Annotated in this window: 18 protein-coding genes; 8 read left to right on the plus strand and 10 right to left on the minus strand. The window is 64.7% G+C overall.

Annotation, left to right across the window (positions count from 1 at the left end; translation table 11 throughout):
* The 4 genes from phnD to IPG14_RS07305 all read right to left on the minus strand — a co-directional run.
* Positions 1 to 880: phosphate/phosphite/phosphonate ABC transporter substrate-binding protein (phnD, locus tag IPG14_RS07290; protein WP_343391363.1), on the minus strand; the 880-nt coding region annotated here is incomplete at its 3' end.
* 65 nt (positions 881 to 945) lie between these two features.
* Positions 946 to 1,872: a phosphonate ABC transporter, permease protein PhnE gene (phnE, locus tag IPG14_RS07295; protein WP_343391364.1), complete on the minus strand. Its 927-nt coding sequence runs from the start codon at positions 1,870 to 1,872 to the stop codon at positions 946 to 948.
* Positions 1,872 to 2,759, minus strand: a complete 888-nt coding sequence (gene phnC / locus IPG14_RS07300; protein WP_343389096.1) for a phosphonate ABC transporter ATP-binding protein — start codon at positions 2,757 to 2,759, stop codon at positions 1,872 to 1,874. Before phnC ends, phnE begins: the two co-directional genes overlap by 1 nt.
* A gap of 39 nt (positions 2,760 to 2,798) precedes the next feature.
* Positions 2,799 to 3,695 carry a MurR/RpiR family transcriptional regulator gene (locus tag IPG14_RS07305; protein ID WP_343391365.1) on the minus strand — a complete coding sequence of 299 codons (897 nt, stop codon included), beginning with the start codon at positions 3,693 to 3,695 and terminating at the stop codon, positions 2,799 to 2,801.
* An 88-nt stretch (positions 3,696 to 3,783) separates the two neighbouring features.
* Between IPG14_RS07305 and phnG the strand changes: the two genes are divergently transcribed.
* Genes phnG through IPG14_RS07345 form a run of 8 tightly spaced genes read left to right on the plus strand, consistent with a single transcriptional unit; the run spans position 3,784 to position 10,052 of the window.
* Positions 3,784 to 4,206, plus strand: coding sequence for a phosphonate C-P lyase system protein PhnG (gene phnG, locus IPG14_RS07310; protein WP_343391366.1), 423 nt, complete (start codon positions 3,784 to 3,786; stop codon positions 4,204 to 4,206).
* Positions 4,203 to 4,787, plus strand: coding sequence for a phosphonate C-P lyase system protein PhnH (gene phnH / locus IPG14_RS07315; RefSeq protein WP_343391367.1), 585 nt, complete (start codon positions 4,203 to 4,205; stop codon positions 4,785 to 4,787). The genes phnG and phnH overlap by 4 nt, the downstream gene beginning before the upstream one ends.
* A complete protein-coding gene (locus tag IPG14_RS07320) occupies positions 4,787 to 5,887 on the plus strand; it encodes a carbon-phosphorus lyase complex subunit PhnI (protein WP_343386497.1) in 1,101 nt (366 codons plus the stop codon). The genes phnH and IPG14_RS07320 overlap by 1 nt, the downstream gene beginning before the upstream one ends.
* Positions 5,880 to 6,761, plus strand: a complete 882-nt coding sequence (locus IPG14_RS07325; RefSeq protein ID WP_343386496.1) for an alpha-D-ribose 1-methylphosphonate 5-phosphate C-P-lyase PhnJ — start codon at positions 5,880 to 5,882, stop codon at positions 6,759 to 6,761. Before IPG14_RS07320 ends, IPG14_RS07325 begins: the two co-directional genes overlap by 8 nt.
* Positions 6,758 to 7,597 carry an ATP-binding cassette domain-containing protein gene (locus IPG14_RS07330; protein ID WP_343389091.1) on the plus strand — a complete coding sequence of 280 codons (840 nt, stop codon included), beginning with the start codon at positions 6,758 to 6,760 and terminating at the stop codon, positions 7,595 to 7,597. The genes IPG14_RS07325 and IPG14_RS07330 overlap by 4 nt, the downstream gene beginning before the upstream one ends.
* A gap of 24 nt (positions 7,598 to 7,621) precedes the next feature.
* Positions 7,622 to 8,374, plus strand: coding sequence for an ATP-binding cassette domain-containing protein (locus IPG14_RS07335; RefSeq protein ID WP_343391368.1), 753 nt, complete (start codon positions 7,622 to 7,624; stop codon positions 8,372 to 8,374).
* Positions 8,367 to 9,578: an alpha-D-ribose 1-methylphosphonate 5-triphosphate diphosphatase gene (locus tag IPG14_RS07340; protein WP_343391369.1), complete on the plus strand. Its 1,212-nt coding sequence runs from the start codon at positions 8,367 to 8,369 to the stop codon at positions 9,576 to 9,578. The genes IPG14_RS07335 and IPG14_RS07340 overlap by 8 nt, the downstream gene beginning before the upstream one ends.
* 3 nt (positions 9,579 to 9,581) lie before the next feature.
* Positions 9,582 to 10,052, plus strand: coding sequence for a GNAT family N-acetyltransferase (locus IPG14_RS07345; RefSeq protein WP_343391370.1), 471 nt, complete (start codon positions 9,582 to 9,584; stop codon positions 10,050 to 10,052).
* A 119-nt stretch (positions 10,053 to 10,171) separates the two neighbouring features.
* Here the strand turns inward: IPG14_RS07345 and IPG14_RS07350 are convergent, their stop codons facing one another.
* The 6 genes from IPG14_RS07350 to IPG14_RS07375 are packed head-to-tail and all read right to left on the minus strand — an operon-like array spanning position 10,172 to position 17,250.
* Positions 10,172 to 11,308, minus strand: a complete 1,137-nt coding sequence (locus IPG14_RS07350) for a hypothetical protein (RefSeq protein ID WP_343391371.1) — start codon at positions 11,306 to 11,308, stop codon at positions 10,172 to 10,174.
* A 33-nt stretch (positions 11,309 to 11,341) separates the two neighbouring features.
* Positions 11,342 to 12,481: an acyl-CoA dehydrogenase family protein gene (locus IPG14_RS07355; RefSeq protein WP_343391372.1), complete on the minus strand. Its 1,140-nt coding sequence runs from the start codon at positions 12,479 to 12,481 to the stop codon at positions 11,342 to 11,344.
* A 16-nt stretch (positions 12,482 to 12,497) separates the two neighbouring features.
* Positions 12,498 to 13,400 carry an ABC transporter permease gene (locus IPG14_RS07360; RefSeq protein ID WP_343386489.1) on the minus strand — a complete coding sequence of 301 codons (903 nt, stop codon included), beginning with the start codon at positions 13,398 to 13,400 and terminating at the stop codon, positions 12,498 to 12,500.
* Positions 13,397 to 14,341, minus strand: a complete 945-nt coding sequence (locus IPG14_RS07365) for an ABC transporter permease (RefSeq protein ID WP_343391373.1) — start codon at positions 14,339 to 14,341, stop codon at positions 13,397 to 13,399. The genes IPG14_RS07360 and IPG14_RS07365 overlap by 4 nt, the downstream gene beginning before the upstream one ends.
* A gap of 47 nt (positions 14,342 to 14,388) precedes the next feature.
* A complete protein-coding gene (locus IPG14_RS07370; protein WP_343389087.1) occupies positions 14,389 to 16,026 on the minus strand; it encodes an ABC transporter substrate-binding protein in 1,638 nt (545 codons plus the stop codon).
* A gap of 51 nt (positions 16,027 to 16,077) precedes the next feature.
* Positions 16,078 to 17,250 carry a CoA transferase gene (locus IPG14_RS07375; protein ID WP_343389086.1) on the minus strand — a complete coding sequence of 391 codons (1,173 nt, stop codon included), beginning with the start codon at positions 17,248 to 17,250 and terminating at the stop codon, positions 16,078 to 16,080.
* Between the last annotated feature and the right edge of the window lie 66 nt (positions 17,251 to 17,316).

A 17,316-nucleotide genomic window follows, 5' to 3' on the forward strand; every position in this document is an offset into this window, starting at 1 on the left:
TCGTGCGGTAGACAAAGGGGCTCGCCGGCAGCTGGAACTTGGCAAGCGTGATGAGGTCGTCCTTCGGGTCGGTGTTCGCGCCGCTTTTCTTGCAATCGCCCGGGCTGTTCCCGCCCCCTGCCTTGTCGATGAGGGTATCGATCGTGCCCTGCTTGCAGAGGTCATAGAGCATCGCTTCGAAGCTGGCGCCAATCTGGGTTTGGCCCGCGTAGGTCGCGATCGCGGACTTGTCGTGGCCACCGGCCAGGATCTGGTTCTTGCGGACCGTGTCGATGTTCGCCCCGCTATCGATGAGCATCTTGCTCGGCGCCAGGAATCCGGAAGTTGAGCCTGCATCGACAAAGGCGAACTTGAACTTGTCCTCCTTCCCCGCGTAGTCCTTCAGGCTGGTGATGCCGCTATCACCCCGCGCATAGATGACGCTGTAGTAGCTCGGCGGTATCCCTTCGAAATCCTGGATCGTGACGGCCGCCTCGATCTTTGCGCCGCCGTCCTTGGCAAGGACGTACGAGAACGGTCCGAAGAAGGCGAACTCAAGTTCATTCGCCTTCATCGCCTCGATCGTCGCCGCATAGGCCGGGCCAACGAAGAGTTTCACGTCGAGGCCGGGAAGCTGCTTCTCGAGGTAGGACTCGAGCAATTTGCCGGATTCGAGGACCGACTGCTGGTCTTCCGATGGGAGCAGGCCGAAACGGACCTGCGTGCCCCTCCACGGCTGCGGATCAACCGTCGGCGTGGCGGTTGGAGCGGCCGTGGCTGCGGGAGTTGTGCCGCCCACGTCGTCGTCGTCGTCATCGTCGCCGCCGCAACCGGCCGCCAGGCTGGCTCCCACGATGCCGATCGCCGCCAGTGCGAGCAGCGGGAATCTTCGGAGTTTCATGTGTCTCCTCCTTACCTTTCACCCCTGTGTGTTGAGAAGGCGGGGCTCCCCCGCCGGGTCTCCTGTTAGAGAAGGCGCGATCGGATGAGCGCGCTGATTCGGTCGATCATCACGACCGCGACGAAGATGCAGACGATGTCGACCGCCAGGCGGTCATACCGAAGCAGGCCGAGGTGGAGGTCGATGAGTTGCCCGATACCGCCGGCGCCGACGAGCCCGAAAATCGCCGCGTTCCGGACGGTCGATTCCCAGTAGAAGAGGATGTACGAGAGCAGCATCGGGAATGCCTGTGGCAGGATTCCCCAGACGCTCGCCGAGATGTTCGGTGCTCCCGTCGCCCTCACGGCGTCCACCGGCTTTGGGTCCACCGATTCGATCGATTCCGCGAAGAGCTTCCCGAAGCTCCCGCTCGAACCAACGACGATCGCCAGCGTCCCCGCGAATGGCCCGAGGCCGACGATGACAACGAAACAGATCGCCCAGACCAGGTCCGGGACGCACCGGACGAAGCTCAGGAACAGGCGAGTCCCCATGTAGACCGGCGTGCTGGCAACGTTCCGCGCCGCCAGGAGCCCCAATGGTAGCGAGATGATCGATGCGCCGAGGACGCCGATCACCGACATCTGGACGGTCACCACCGTCGCGTCGATCGCGTCCTGGAGAATGCTCCAATCCGGGTCCGCGAACTGCTCGATGATTGGCTGGGCATCCGCGATTTCGCGCACAAGCTTCACAACATCCGCGCCGACTCCCTGCCACGACCACACCAGGAACGCGAGGAGCGCCGCCGTCCACAGCAATAACCGCAGGCTCGGACGGTTGATCGGGGTAGCCCAGCGCGCCCGCGCCCGCGCCAGCTCCGCCGAATCTGGGGCGTAGCTGGCGGAACGCCCGAAGAGGACACCGCTGATGGATGATTGCCACTTCTCGGTGAACTTCTGGGCGCCCCGCCGGCCCTGGCCGGCCTGTGAAAGTTCCGGTTGCAGCGCCATCAGGAAGACCGCCGATCACCCGTGCGGGCAGGGTCCATCTCGACTTCGGCAGTTGTCTTCATCGCGCGCTTCATGGCCTTGTCCAGGTCATGGACGACGTGTGGGTCCAGCTCCCGCCGGAGGTCAATGTCGCTCTCCATCTCCTGGTCGAACCGGTAGACACGGTTCTCCGCTTGGGCATCGAACTCTTCGGGTTTGCCATCGAAGACCACCTGACCCTGGGCGATTCCGATGATGCGGTCGGCGTAGCGCCGGGCCTGGCCGATGTTGTGGATGTTCAGGAGCGTCGTCAGGCCAGCGTCCTTCGCTGCTGCCCGGAGGTCCTTCAGTACTCCTTCTGCCAGCTCCGGGTCGAGGTTCGCAACCGGCTCATCGGCAAGCAGGAGTTCAGGCTGCTGGGCCAGCGCCCGGGCAATAGCGACTCGTTGCTTTTCGCCGCCGGAAAGGGAGTCGCACCGCTGTGGCGCCTTGTGCAACATGTTCACGCGGGCCAACGCCTCGAGGGCGATCTCCCGCTCCGAACGGGTGAAGTACATGCAGATCGCACGCCATGTGGGGATGAAACCCAGCCGCCCGCTCAGCACGTTTTGAAGCGAACTGAGCCGCCCGACGAGATTGAACTCCTGGTAGATGAACCCGACGCGTCGCTGGTGGACGCGCCGGCTGCTCGAATTGAGCGCGCTCACGGCCTGCCCCCCAACAACCGCCTCTCCGCTCGTGATCGGCACGCTAGCGTTGAGACACCGCATGAGCGTCGATTTCCCGGCGCCGCTCCTCCCGACGATGCAGACGAATTGGCCTTCAGGGATCCGGAACGAAACGTCGGCCAGGGCCGTGTGGCCGTTCGGGAATGTCTTGCGGAGGTTGCTGACTTCGATAGCGGTCATGCCGCAGGATGCTCAGCCCGCGTTGTTATCGAACCTGAATCAGTCCGTTAAAGTCTCGCGATCGGACGATGAACGCATGACACCAGGGTCGTCGGAATAGCGCAGGTCGAACCTCGCCGCGGCCCAGGCTCCGCGCCGCGAAGCACGCAGGTCCGGTGCTGTTGACTCGAACGCTTCACGGGCCAGTGCCTGGACAATCGCCAGGTGGGCCGCGCGAAACGGCAGCTCATCGGTGGCGTAACGGGTTTGGGAACTCTCGACTGCCAGCACGTGCGTCGCCACGGTTGCCAGCGGCGACCGGGCAGCGCTGCAAACCGCGATCACGCAGGCCCCCGAACCCCGCGCACGGTGGGCCGCATCGACGGTCGCCCGCGTCCGGCCGCTGTGAGAAATCGCAAGCAACGCCCCCTGCGGACCGAGGAACGAAGCCGCCGCTGCCCCTTCGCTCGGGTCATCGATTCGGCGGCAGCGGAAGCCGGCGATGGTGAATTGGAACTCCGCGGCGCGCGCCGTCGCGCTCGCGGCGCCAACTCCAACGATATCTATCGATCCCGCGCCGGCGAGAACTTCCGCGGCGAGCCGGAAAGCGGCTGGATCGAGGGTGCGGGCTGCGAACTGGATGGCCCGGGCGTGTGCCTCAAGTAGCAGCTCCATCTGGCTGGAAGTCGATGCAGTCGCAGGTTCCGCACTCCCTTCGGCGGCGAGCGCGAACTTCAGGGCGCGAAAGCCCGGATAGCCCATCAGTCGGGCGAACCTGACTACTGACCCGCTGCTCACGTTCGCACGCTTGGCAAGCAACTCGATGGGCTCGCGGATGGCGCGCGCGGGATCGCTGATGAGCGCCCGGGCGATGGCCGCTTCGACCTCGGTGTAGCCCCTTTCGTGATAGCGGAGCCGGTCCAGTAACCCCTGGGCTTTTGAAGTTGCTTCAGCCATTTGGAGACTCTTGCACGCAGCTGTTAAAGGCCCGCTAACCGCCGGGACACCCGTTTTCGTCAGAGTGCCGGAGAAGGGAGTACGAAACATGCGAACCCGAGAAGAACGCTTCGAGGCCCTGGCAATCGCCGATGAGCCGGCGTTGGTTGCTCTCGCCGATCAAATCCTCGCAGCTCATTCGGTGACCGTCCTTCGCCCGCCGGTTTCCGGCGCCTGCATGATGCGGGCCATCGAGACCGCTGAAGGCTCCGTCTTCAACCTCGGTGAGGTCTCCATCACCGAGGCCGAAGTCGAACTTGAAGGCGAACGCGGTTACTGCATGGTGATGGGCTATGCGCCGCAGAAGGCGCTGGCAGGAGCGGTCCTCGATGCTGCGGCCGAGGCCAACCTCTTGTTCGAAGACATCGAGCGGCTCCTCCGGAACTCGATCGAAGCCGAACAACGCCGGCGCACAGCCGAGTGGGATGCCCTTGCCCCTACCCGGGTGCAGTTCGACGAGATCCCCGAATGAGCGCGCAGGCCGTCATCTTCACTCCGCAAGCGCGCCAGGCGCAGTCGGACTTCCGTGAAGCGCTCGAATGCCTGGCGCGGCCCGGCCGCATCGGCTTTGTCGGCCCAACAACGTTCCCGGTGGCGGCCGCCCGGCATGCCTACGGATTGCTGCTTGCCTTGGCGGACCAGGAGGTGTCCATCGCCGTGCCCGGCGCCGACCAGGCGTTGGCCCGGTTCGCATCCCTGGGCACGGGCAGCCGCCTGGTGGAGATGGCACAGGCTGACTACGTCTTCTTCATCGAAGACCCGGGCGCGGCGTTCACCCTCCTGCGCCGAGGCGAGCCCGAACTACCCGAAAGCGGCGCGACCGCGATCGTCTCGGTCGGTTCTCTTGCCCAGGGAGAACCGTACCTCCTGGCGGGGCCGGGAATCGCCGGCGTGGCCTCCCTCCGGGTAAGCGGTCTCAGCACCGCATCCTTCCTCGCCCGCGATGGTGCCTGCGGCTCTTACCCCCTCGGGATCGACCTGTTCCTCGTCGATGCCGAAGGCCGCCTCGTGGGGCTTCCTCGAACAACTCGAATCACCCCGGAGGCCAGCTGATGGGATACACAGCGATGCAAGGCGGACTGTCCGCCATCAAGGCAGCGGAAGACCTGGTCAGAAGGCGAACGCTGGGCCGCCGGCGTCACGCTCTGGACCCCTCGGAAGTAGCCGAAAAGATGTCGCTCGGCGTCGATCGCGTGATGAGCGAAGGCGGTCTCTATGACCCGGCCGCCGCCGCCGTCGCACTCGTCCAGGCCGAAGGCGACCTCCACGAGGCGAGCTTCATCGTCCGTGCGTACCGCTCGACGCTACCCCGGATCGCCTACTCCATCCCGACTGACACCGGCGAGATGCGAGTCCTCCGGCGGATCACGCCGGCATTCCAATTTGCGCCCGGTGGTCAGTTGCTTGGCGCGACGCGGGACTACACCCAGCGGCTCCTGGACTGGCGAATCGCCGAGCCGGGCTCCTTCGCGGAAGACCAGGCGGAGCCGGATGCCTGTCGTGCTGAGCCTCCGGTCTTCACGCGCATAGCGGACCTCCTCCGTGCGGAAGGTCTCCTTCCCGCTCCCAACGAGTCGTCTCCCGAACCCGACGACATCACCCGGAGCCCGATCGTCTTTCCGGCGAGCCGTTCCGCCAGGCTGCAAACGCTCGCACGTGCCGAAACGGGCTCGATCACCGCGTTCGGCTATTCATCGATGCGAGGTTACGGGACGTTCGCCCATGGCACCGTCGCGGAGCTTCGGGTCGGTTTGATTCCCTTCCGCATTCGCCATCCGTACACAGGCCAGCCCGTGAAAGTGGGCGAGGTTCAGGTCACAGAAGCGGAGGAGTTCACCATCTCCCCTCACCGCCACCCGAACGCTGAGGACGTCGAACAGTTCGCACTCGGCTACGGGCTGGTCTTCGGCCAAAACGAACGGAAGGCCATCGCGATGGCGATGCTCGACCGCCAGCTTGCCGAGGGTGGGGGCGCAATGGCCTCGCAGGAGGAGTTCGTTCTCATGCACATCGACGGAATTGAGGCGACGGGCTTCGTCGAACACTTGAAGCTTCCGCACTACGTCGAATTCCAGAGCATCCTCCAGGGCATGCGACGGCGCCGGGACCGCCACGCCGCAACAACGACGGAAAGAGAGGCGGCTCTTGTCTAGCGTAGCCACCCTTGTTGCCCAGAACGTGACGCCCGGCCGCGGAGCCTACAACTTCGGCTTCCTCGATGAAACAACCAAGCGAGAAGTCCGCCGTGCTCTCCTGAAAGCCGTCGCTCTCCCCGGACACCAGATCCCCTTCGGGTCCCGCGAAATGCCGGTGGCCCGCGGTTGGGGTACTGGCGGTATCCAGGTCACTCTCTCGATTCTCGGGCCGGATGATACCGTGAAGGTCATCGACCAGGGAGCGGACGAGGGCGTGAACGCCTGGAACATCCGCCGCCTGGTTACGGACACCAGCGGCGTTCCGACAACAACAGACAGTCGGGAAGCGACGATCATCCAGACGCGTCACCGCATCCCGGAGACGCCCTTGCGAGACGGGCAGGTGCTCGTCTTCCAGGTGCCGATGCCGGAACCGCTCCGCATGGTCGAGCCCAGCGAACGCAAGACGCGGGCGATGCACGCGCAGGCTGACTACTCCCGCGCCTGGGTCTACCTCTACGAGGACGTCGTCCGCCGGGGAGAGATTTCGCACGCTACCGGCTACCCGGTGATGGTCGCGGGTCGATATCTTCTCTCCCCCAGTCCGATCCCCCGCTGGGATGTCCCGAAGCTAAACATGGCCGATGGGCTCTACCTCTTCGGGGCCGGGCGCGAGAAACGTGTCTACGCCATTCCGCCCCACACCGAGGTGGTCCCCATCGATTTCGAGGACTACCCGTTCTACGTCGAGTCATTTCCGGACAGGAAATGCCAGAAGTGCGGCGCTGAAGCCGTGTACATGAACGAAGTCGTCCTGGACGACGGCCGCCATGCTTTCACTTGCTCAGATTCGGGCTATTGCGACTCTCGCCTGACTGGAGGGGTTGAATGAACAGTTCGTGGGTCCTCAGGGTAGACGGGCTCGGCAAGCGTTACGGCCGCGGGTGCGGGCTCTGTTCAAAGAACACCGGCCCCCTGGCCGGTGCCAACTCCTGCGCGAACTGCGGCAGCATCCTCGCCTGCACCAACGTCTCGTTCGATCTGCTCCCCGGCGAGACGCTTGGCATCGTCGGGGAAAGTGGCTCCGGGAAGTCCACTGTGCTGCGCTGCTTGTTCCTGGATGAGGAACCGACCTGGGGTAGCGCCTACCTCTCCGGATTCCACCGCGGAGAACGCGACATCTTCACCGCGTCACCACCCGAACGGCGAGAGCTTCGAGCCGCGACCATGGGCCTCGCCTATCAGAACCCGGCGGCCGGATTGAACCTTCACATTACGGCGGGCGGGAACATCGCCGAACGGCTCTTGAACGTCCGCGTCCGTTCGGTTGCCGAGATTCGAGACCGGGCGGGTTACCTTCTTCGCCGCACCGAGGTGCCGCATGACCGGATGGATGACATCCCGGCCCACTTCTCCGGCGGTATGCAGCAGCGAGTCCAGTTGGCGAAGGTCATGGCGAACAACCCGAGCGTCTTGCTACTCGACGAGTTGACCACGGGCCTTGATGTCTCGGTGCAGGCCGGCGTCCTCGATCTGGTCCGCGAACTCCAGGAACAGCTTCACATCGCCATGGTCGTGGTCTCTCACGATCTCGGCGTCATTCGTCTGCTTGCGGGCCGGACCATGGTCATGAAGGACGGACAGGTCGTCGAAAGCGGCCTGACTGATCAGGTGCTCGAAGATCCGCACCACCCTTACACGCAGCTTCTCGTCGCATCCATGACGTAGGACTGGCCCACGAAAGGAGTCTCCATGTCTGCACACGCGCTCGACGTCCTTGGGCTGAGCAAGCGATTCACCCTGCACATTCGCGGTGGCCTCGTCATCGAGGGTCTGCAAAGTGCCACGTTCCAGGTCCGCAGAGGCGAGTTTACCGGCCTCGTCGGCCGCTCCGGGTCGGGCAAGAGCACCCTTCTGAAGTGCCTTTTCCGCACCTACCTGCCGGATGGCGGGTCGGCCCTGTTTACAACCTCCGAGGGCACGACGTTCGACCTCGCCTCCACGGGCGAGCACGAGATGCTCGCGCTTCGGCGGCAGGCTCTCGGCTACGTGTCGCAAGCGTTGCGCGTCATCCCTCGAGTGACCGTCGAAAGGACCGTTGCCAGTCCGCTGGTGGCCCGGGGCGCTTCCGCGGACGTAGCTCTGCGGGAGGCTCGCCTCCTGCTCTCGAGGCTGAACCTGAACGAGAGCCTCTGGGACTCGTACCCGTCGCTCCTGTCGGGTGGCGAGCAACAACGTGTGAACGTCGCGCGCGCCCTGATTCGTGAACCGGAACTGCTGTTGCTCGATGAGCCGACAAGCGCCCTCGACGCGGGCAACCAGGGGGCGGTTGTCGAATTGCTCTCGGAGCGGCTCGCGGCCGGGACGACGATGGTGGGCGCATTCCACGACGCGCCGAGCCTCCGGCGGCTGGCATCCCAGGTCATTCGTCTCGACGGCGGAAACGTCACGAGCGTCGAAAGCAGCGAACGCGAGCTCGCCTTCGCAGGAGGCACCCGTGACTGAACTGACTCTGACCAACGCGCGCATCCTCGTGTCCGGCGGTATCGTCGAAGGCTCGCTCGTGGCTGAAGACGACCGGATCGTCGCCATCGACAGCTTTGATCGGCCGAGCGGCCTCGACCTCGACGGCGCGCTTGTCGTGCCCGGCCTGATCGATCTGCACAACGATGGGCTCGAGGGCGAGATAAACCCGCGTCCCGGCATCGGGCTGCCACTCGATTTTGCCATCTCGAACTTCGACCGAAGGGCGGCCGCTTCCGGCATCACCCTCGCGATGCACGCGATCACCTTCGCCGGCATGGAGAAGAAGGGCCGCACGCTCGATGTCGCGAACGAACGCGCCCTCGCGATCCGTGCGCTGGCTCCGGGGGAGACGGTTGCCGAGCACGGAGTACTCTTCCGCGCGGATGTCTGGCAGCCCGAGGGGCTGACCGCACTCTTCGACCGCGCCGCCCAGTGGCACCAGCCAATCGTCACGTTGAATGACCACACTCCCGGACAGGGCCAGTACCGTGACCTGACGATTTACCGGGGCGCCATCACGAAGTGGGCTTCGCTCGAATCTGAAGCCGAGATGGACGCGCACATCGATGCCAAAGTCCGGTTCGCGACCGAGAACCCCGGCCTCGCCCAAGAAACGTTCCGGCGTTGTTCGGAACAGGCGAAGGCCGGGAGCGTCATCCTCGGCTCACACGACGACGACTCGGCCGAGCGCACGGAGTTCATGCGTGGGCTCGGGGCGACCATCGCGGAGTTCCCGGTGACCATCGATGCAGCACTGAAGGCGCGAGAACTTGGCATGACCATTGTCGCGGGCGCGCCAAACATCGTCCGCGGCGGATCCCACTCCGGGAATGTGTCCGCCGTCGAGCTGGTCGCCCTCGGACTTTGCGACATCCTCGTCGCCGACTACCACGCGCCGTCGCTCCTGCTGGCGGTCCAACGGCTGGTCGATTCGCGTACGCTCGATCTCGCACAGGCAATGAAGCTGGTGACCAGCAATCCAGCGGAAGCCATGAACCGCCCCGAACTCGGGGAGATTGCAGTCGGCAGAGAAGCCACGCTCGCGATAATCGACCCGCGACCCCAGGGCTGGCGGACGGTCGCGATCGTCCGCCGCGGCGAGGTCAGGGCGACCTTCAATCGGCCACGGTTTGCCCCAGACGCGCAGAGCACCTCGCCGCGCCTCGCCGTCGTGAGCAATTAGCCAGTGATAAGGCCGGCCAACATCCAGGATGCGGACGCCCTCGCGGACCTTCGATACGCGTTTCGGGCGGAGATGCGCCAGCCGTTGGAAAGCCGGGACCAGTTCCTCGTCCGCTGTGTCCCCTGGATGGAATCGCGGCTTGTCTCCAATTCGACCTGGTTCTGCTGGGTGGCCGAGGAAGGCGGCGCCGTCGTTGCCTCGCTCTGGTTGTCGCTTATCGAGAAGATCCCCAACCCAGGCCCGGAACTGGAGTGGCACGCCTACGTCACGAGCGTGTACGTCCACCCGGCGTCCCGCGGCCGTGCCGTCGCCAGGGGGATGATCGAGGCGGCCCTGGCTTTCGGCCGCAAACACGGAGTTGATTCGGTGATCCTGTGGCCCTCCGAATTGAGCAGGCCCCTCTACGCGCGGCATGGCTTCCGCCAGCCAGGAGACATGCTTGAGGCGGTGCTGGACCCGGGCCGAGAAGGATAGCTTCGCTGGCGCCCCTCCACGTCGAGAAGAATCTGCCGGGCCCCGCCTGCTTGAGGCGCGTCACCCACTCCACGCGCGCTGCGGCAGAGGTGGAGGTGCGACCCCGTCGGTATCGGGGTCTACACCTGGCGGTCAAGCGCGCGAATCGTCTCCAGGACCCCGTCCGCTGCTGTCGCGACAACGCCGAAGTCAACAGCGCCTGGCCACCGGTCGAGTGTTGAGTGGAACAAAGGTGCGTTGGCGCCGACGAGGGATATGAATCGCCCGCCGCGAACCAGGACTTCGCCGGCTTCTCCCACTGGCCGATCAGTGGTTGCGAAGAGCGGAGACGGGGAAATCGCCCCGAACGTCGGAGCCAACTCCCGCGCCACGGTCAGCAATCCCTGGTCCGATGCACGGATCATCAGCTGCGCTCCCGCAGCCCCGATGTTCGCGCCGAGATGTATCCATGCGAATGCCCGCCTCGCCAGGTCGGGATCGGAGTCGAAGTAGCGCTTGATGCCCAGGAAGCCCAGTTCGTGGCCTGTCGTGGCAAGAAAGATAAGGTCGCGGTCCAGTCCGAGCTGATCGGCCGTTCGTGCCACTTCCAGCCAGATTGCCATTCCTCCACCGCGTTCGCCGGCGCAGTGCCACCAGCCGCTGCGCGGGGTCAGCACGACGACGGGCGGTAGGGACCGTCGCTTGCCGGGGACGACTGCCAGGACATTGACGCCGGTGGTTGCCGTCCGCGTTCCCCCGCAACGGACCTCAACCGGGACACCCGCTTCACGTGCAGCGACCAGGGCTTCCCAGGCCGTCTCAGGGACCTGCAAGACGGGGACACCGTCAGGTTTGTCATAACCCCAGGCGTTGAGAAGAGTGGTCCCGCCAGGATACCCGGCGACCGCTGCCACGATGGCCTTGCAGTCACTCCGCCGAATCCCGTCCAGTTCCGCCGCCACCCCGTGCGACTGTACCCGCACCAGGTCGATGCTCCCCGGACCGAAAACGCCACGAATAGTGGTATTCGGCGGCGGCAGACTGGAATCCATCGTTTGGACGGCAGCCACTCGGAAGTCCCCGGCGGAGACGACGCATTCGGATGCGTCGATCCGGCTGAACGGAAAAGGGACCGCCCGGGCCTCCACCCCCATCATCGAGAGCGTGTCGACCAGCCACCGCCCGGACTGGAGATCGACCTCGGTCGCCGTGCGGTGCCAGCCCTGGCTGTCAAACACCCGAATGACTTCGCTGCAGGCTTCGGCCGAAATAGCCACTTCTCTCCTCCCAGGTCAGCCTCAGTTTGGACTCTATCCGCGGGGCAATCCGAGTCCCCGCGTGGCGATCACATTGCGTTGGATTTCGCTGGTTCCCTGTCCGACGGTCGCCGATGCCGACTCCAGGTAATCGATGCCCCACCCTTCAGCGTCCGCTGCCAGCCCCGCCGGCCCCATGATGTGCAACAACAGGTTGGGCACGGCCTGGCGGATGTGTGCGGTAAGAAGCTTCACCATCGAGGCTTCGTGGTTCGGAAAGAGGCCCTCGCTGCGCATCCAGGCGACGCGGTAGCCCAGCAGCCATGCCACCGAATTCATCGTCACGATATCAGCCAGCCTCCCCCGGTCGCCGTCACTCAATGGGTGCTGAGGGTGGTCCCGCACCCATCGGACCGCCTGATCGACGAGCCGGCGCGACGACCCGATGTGGGCCCCCCCGGATCGCTCGTAGTCCATCGTCTGGGCGTTCACGTACCACCCACGATTCTCTTCACCCACCCGGTTGCTGATCGGCACCCGGACATCATTCAGGTACACGTAGTTGAAATGGTGGTCTCCCTGCAGGTCGAGCAACGGCCGAACTTCCACTCCCGCGGCCTGCAATGGCACCGCGATCATCGAGATGCCACGATGCTTCGGAGCATTCGGGTCCGTCCGCGCCACACACCACAGGTAGTCGGAGTAATGGGCGCCGCTCGTGTAGCGTTTCACGCCGTTGATGACGTAGTCATCGCCGTCTCGCCTCGCCATCGTTTCCACATTCGCAAGGTCCGATCCCGCGTTGGGCTCGGATAGCCCCATGGCGAAGCTGATCTTCGCGCTGGCGATCCTCGGAAGGTAGTCTGCCTTCTGCTCCGGCGTCCCGAAGAGCATGATCGAAGGCCCGACCTGCTGAATCGCCCGGCGGTGATGTTCCTGTGGAGCGCCCGCGTAGGCCATCTCCTCCATGTAGATGCTCTGCTCAATCGCGCCAAGCCCGAGGCCGCCGTATTCAACCGGCCATGAAGTGGCGAGCCATCCTCGTTCTGCCGTCGCTCGCGAAAACTCCGGCGACCAGCCCGGAAGCCGGTGCTGGCGGTGGTGCTGCCAGAACGCCGGTGTCAGCGTCTCGTCGAGGAACGCCCGAACGTCGCTTCGGAACTGCTCCTGGTCAGGGGTAAAGGTGAACCGCACGGTGCTCTCTCCTTCGTCAGGCTCTGCGGCGCGCAAATGGGTTGATCGCGTCGTTCACGGCGTCTGCCAGGAGGTTCAGCGAAAGCAGCAGCAGGGCGAGCGCAAGCCCCGGGAATGTTGGGTACCACCACGCCTTTTGGAGGTTGCTCTTTGCCGTGTTGATCAGCCCGCCCAGTGAAGCGTCCGGTGCGCGTTCGCCGAGCCCCAGGAAGCTCAACGCTGCAGACACCGACACCGCCGAAGCGATGAACAGGGCGACCTGGGTCAGCAACGGCGCGATGGCATTCGGGGCGATGTGCCGGAACACGATCCGAACGGGTCCGGCGCCGAGCGCCTGTGCTGATGCCACATAATCCTTGTTGCGCTCGGCAAGCATCTGCGCACGCGAGAGCCGCGCGAACGAAGGTACCGAGAAGAATGCGATCGCGATGGCCACGTTTCGAATGCTCGGCCCGAGGATCGTCACAATCGCCAGCGCCGAAAGAAGGCCCGGGAACGCTAGCAGAGCGTCGATGAGCCGCATCATTACCGCGTCGACCCAACCACCGACATAGCCCGCGAAGAAGCCGAACATAATGCCGATCGTCGATCCGATCGTCACGGAGGTGAGGCTCAACGCAAGCGAAACGCGCAGCCCAAACAGCGTGCGCGAATAGAGGTCGCGCCGCAGCTCGTCCGTCCCGAAGGGATGCTCCAGGCTTGGTGGCATGAACCGCGCCGATGCGTTCTGGATGTTTGGCTCGTGCCACGTAAGGAGTGGCGCGAAGATCGCGGCTCCAACGAGGAGGCCAAGGATCACGAGCCCGAGAAGCCCCTGAGGGTTGCGGACAAGACGATCGAGGCTGCCCCAGAACATCGATTCCCGGACAAGTCGCTCGCGACGGCTCGTGTACGTGAGTTCCGGAAAGCTCACGCTCATCGTCGCCTCACCCGCGGGTCCAGGAGGCCGTAGGCGAGGTCGGCCGCGAGGTTCACCATGATGAAGATGACGACGAGGATAATGAGCGTGCTCTGCACAATGATGTAGTCGCGGTTGAGGATTGCATCCACAACCAACCGCCCGAGCCCGGGCCGTGTGAAGACCCGCTCGATGACGACAGCTCCGGCCATGATATTGCCCAGCTGAAGAGCAACGATTGTCACGATAGGGATAAGCGAGTTCCTCAGCGCGTGCCGGACGACCACCTGGTAGTCCTTGAGTCCCTTCGCCCTGGCCGTGCGGATGTAGTCCTGTCCCATGGCTGCTTGCACGGTTGTCCTCGTGTAACGGGCCAGGACCGCCGCCAGGCCCGTCCCGAGAGCGATCGCCGGGAGCGCAAGGTGCCGCATCGAGTCCACGGGATCGTTCAGGGGCGAAACGCGCCCACTCGCTGGCAGCCACCCGAGCGTGACTGCAAACAGCCACAGCAGGAGCACGCCGAGCAGGAAGCTGGGCACGCCCAGCGTCCCGACGGTGAAGAGCGAGAGCCCCCAGTCCCAGAGCGACCGGGGCTTAACGCCGGCGATGGTGCCCAGCGGGATCCCGATGACCAGCGCGATCACATAGGACGCGGCCGCCAGCTCCAGTGTCGGCGGAAGAGAGAGCTCCAGCAGCTCGGTCACCGGCACCCCGGTGCGCAGCGAGACGCCGAGGTCACCACGGGCAAGCTCGCCGATCCAGCGCACGTACTGGACAGGGATCGGGTCGCTGAGTCCGAGTTGTTCGCGCAGCACCTGGACTTCGGCCGGCGTTGCGTCCTCGCCGGCGATGATGTCCGCCGGGTCCCCCGGGATGAGCCGTAGCACGGAGAACACGGCGATGCTGGCAAGAGCCAGCACCGGCACCGCCTGGAGCAACCGGCCGATGATGTAGCTAATCACGGCGCCGCCCCGCCTCGCCTGGCGCCGTGGTCATGCATGCATCCAACTCAAGCGAGCCAGACTTCCCAGTACTTGGCGATTCCGGGGGTCACCAGGTACTTCCCGAACCCCCGGACGCGCTCGGACACGAGTTGCGGGCCGGTGTTCGGTTGCAACGGCACCAGCCAGGGGTCTTCCACCCAGATCTCGTTGAAGCGCTTGTACTGCGCCTTTGCCGCGTCACTGAGCGGGTCGAGCTTCTCGAGCTGAGCGCGGATGTCGAGATAGGTCGGCGACTCGTAGTAGCTCATGTTGGGCTGCTGATACGGCAACGTCTGCTGGAAGTTCGTCAGCGGCGCCATGTGCGCGAACGCGTGGGAGGTCACCCACAGCCCCTTGAACTTCCGATCCCGAAGGATCGCCAGGAATGCCGTCGGATCTGACGGTATGAGCTTCGTTTCGATGCCCACGTCTTTCAGGTTCTGCTGGATGAGCGACGCTTCGGCGACGTAGGCCGCGGTTGTGCGGTGGTCGAACGGGATTGGTTCAGTCTGCTTCCACCCGGCCTGGGCCAGGAGCTTCTTCGACTCGGTTGGGTTGTAGAGCGGGTCCTCGAGCTTCGGATCAAATGCTGGCGAGGTGCTCGGCCACGGCTGGCAGGTGACTTTGCCGAAGTCTTCTCCCAGCTCCTTGATGATGCGCGGCCGGTCCACCGCCATGAAGATCGCCTTGCGGACACGGGCGTCAACCAGGTCTGGATGCGTCACGTTCATGCCCATGTATTCGAGCCCGGTCTTGACAGGGACATGGGTCAGTTTCCGGTTCTGCGCCGCGAGGGCGGCTGGCGGCCCGAGGAGAAGGTCAAGTTCGCCAGACTGGTAAGCGAGCCCCATTGCGTCCTGGTCGCCGAAGAACCGAACCTCGATTCCGTCCAGGTACGGCCCGCCGCTATCGGCCTTGCGATGCCAGTTGGGGTTCTTCTCGAAGGTGAGGATCTGGCCCGGCGTCCACTTCTTGAAGACAAAGGGCCCCGTCCCGTTGATCGCCTTCCCTGTCTTCGTCTCTTCGTAGCTCGCCTTGTGCACCACCGGAAGCTGGGCGAAGAAATCGGCCATGTTCACCCGGGGCTTGTCGAAGGTGAATTGCACCTCGGTGGCGCTCAGCACCTTCGATTCTTTGACCGCATTGGCAAACGCGGAGAGCTGGAAGGTGCCCTTGATTCCGAAGTCGGCGGGTTTCTGGATCAGGTTGATCCCGAACACGAAGTCATCGGCCGTCACCGGCGCGCCATTGTGGAAGGTGAGCCCCGGCTTGAGCTTCACCACGAGCGAACTGCGGTCGGCGTTGAACTCGAACCGCTCCGCCAGGTTCAGCGTCGGCGTCAGGCTGTCCGTGTACTGGATGACCGGCTCGATCGGCAGCGCGTTGATGAACGGGTTTTCTGCCAGGGCGACGAACGGATATCCCGTCGACATGTTGAGGTCGGCCGTTTGAGCGCCCCGGAGCACTCCACCCTGCTTCGGGGCTTGCGTCGCCGCCGTAGTCGGGCTGGCGCTGCCATCCCCGCCATTTTCGGCGTCGTCGTCATCCCCACAACCCACGAGGCCCGCGGCGGCCGCGCCGATCCCTGCGACCGACGCACCGCGAATGAAGTCTCGCCTGCTTGGCGTCCGCTTCCCCCGGATGATGCTCATGTCGTCTTTCATTGAATTCTCCTCCTCAGGTGGCGCCCCAGGGCTGCTCGCGACAGGCAGCGCTCACGACGTTGGCTTGCCGATAATGCCTCGTTCGGCGAGTTCGGCGATCTGGTTTGCGTCGAAGCCTATCCCCTTCAGCACTTCGACGGTGTGTTGCCCGGTCCGGGGAGCTGCGCTCCGGATCTCGCCGGGAGATGCTGACAGACGCGGCAAGGGTGCGACCATCGCCAGGTCCGTCTCTTCCCATGGGATGTTCACGATAGAACCGCGGCCACGAATCATGGGGTGTTCAAGGATCTGGCGAACGTTGAGGACCGGTGCGCACGGCACGCCTGCCTCTACCATCGCCGCTTCGACCGTACGGACGTCCCGGGCTCCGACCCACTCGCCGATGAGTGCGTAGATCTCCTCCGCGTGCTTCAGCCGCGAGGCCATGCGGTAATCTTCGTTTACCGCGAGGTCCGCACGCCCAATGACGCGTGCGAGGCGCGCCCATTGACGGTCGTTGTTGGCATTGATGGCGACAGTCACGCCGTCCCTCGTGCGGAAGTTCGACGCCGGGACCACGCCCGGGTTGCTGTTGCCGGCCCGCTCCCGGACGCTCCCGCTAAGCCCGAATTCCGTGATCGAACCCTCGCTCGCGCGAAGCATCGGTTCGAACAGCGCGAGGTCGGACACCTGTCCGGTCCCACCCCGCGCGTCCCGCCAGTACGCGGCGAGGATGATGCTGAACGCGCCCCAGATGCCGGCCATGTAGTCCGCCGTCGCGAATCCACTCCGGACAGGTTCCGAATCGGGGAACCCAGTGACGTAGGTTGCTCCGGAGATCGCCTGGGCCTGCCGGTCATACCCACCCAGAGAACTCCACGGTCCGGTTTGGCCGAATGCACTGAGGCGGTGGATGATCAGCCGTGGATTCTCCTTCAACAGGCGATCCGGGCCGAGGTTCCACTTCTCGAACGTTCCCGGACGGAAGTTCTCGATCAGCGCGTCGGCATCCCGGATCAGCCTCAGCAGGATGTCCTGGCCCTCCTCGGTCCGGAGGTCGGCCGTTATCGAGCGCTTGTTCCGCTCTTCGTGGAGGCGGGTGGCCCGCATCGGCAGTGGATCGGACTGCGGAAGTTCGACCTTGATCACATCGGCGCCGAAATCCCCGAGGTGGGTAGCCGCAAGCGGCCCGGCCAGGACCGTGGAGCAATCGATGATGCGGAAGCCATCAAGTGGCAGCGGCAAGTTTCCCCTCCTTGCACCTGGGCTGGAGCATACGCGCCGATGGCGGCGGACTTCAATGTGATGATA

The organism is Candidatus Amarobacter glycogenicus, from assembly GCF_016704105.1.
Lineage (GTDB): Bacteria > Chloroflexota > Dehalococcoidia > Tepidiformales > Tepidiformaceae > Amarobacter > Amarobacter glycogenicus.

Excerpts from the sequence above, each read along its gene's own strand:
- IPG14_RS07330 (WP_343389091.1), top strand. The coding sequence starts at position 6,758 with ATGAACAGTTCGTGGGTCCTCAGGGTAGACGGGCTCGGCAAGCGTTAC.
- IPG14_RS07320 (WP_343386497.1), top strand. The coding sequence starts at position 4,787 with ATGGGATACACAGCGATGCAAGGCGGACTGTCCGCCATCAAGGCAGCG.
- IPG14_RS07335 (WP_343391368.1), top strand. The coding sequence starts at position 7,622 with ATGTCTGCACACGCGCTCGACGTCCTTGGGCTGAGCAAGCGATTCACC.
- IPG14_RS07305 (WP_343391365.1), bottom strand. The coding sequence starts at position 3,695 with ATGGCTGAAGCAACTTCAAAAGCCCAGGGGTTACTGGACCGGCTCCGC.
- phnE (WP_343391364.1), bottom strand. The coding sequence starts at position 1,872 with ATGGCGCTGCAACCGGAACTTTCACAGGCCGGCCAGGGCCGGCGGGGC.
- phnG (WP_343391366.1), top strand. The coding sequence starts at position 3,784 with ATGCGAACCCGAGAAGAACGCTTCGAGGCCCTGGCAATCGCCGATGAG.
- phnC (WP_343389096.1), bottom strand. The coding sequence starts at position 2,759 with ATGACCGCTATCGAAGTCAGCAACCTCCGCAAGACATTCCCGAACGGC.
- IPG14_RS07360 (WP_343386489.1), bottom strand. The coding sequence starts at position 13,400 with ATGAGCGTGAGCTTTCCGGAACTCACGTACACGAGCCGTCGCGAGCGA.
- phnH (WP_343391367.1), top strand. The coding sequence starts at position 4,203 with ATGAGCGCGCAGGCCGTCATCTTCACTCCGCAAGCGCGCCAGGCGCAG.
- IPG14_RS07370 (WP_343389087.1), bottom strand. The coding sequence starts at position 16,026 with ATGAAAGACGACATGAGCATCATCCGGGGGAAGCGGACGCCAAGCAGG.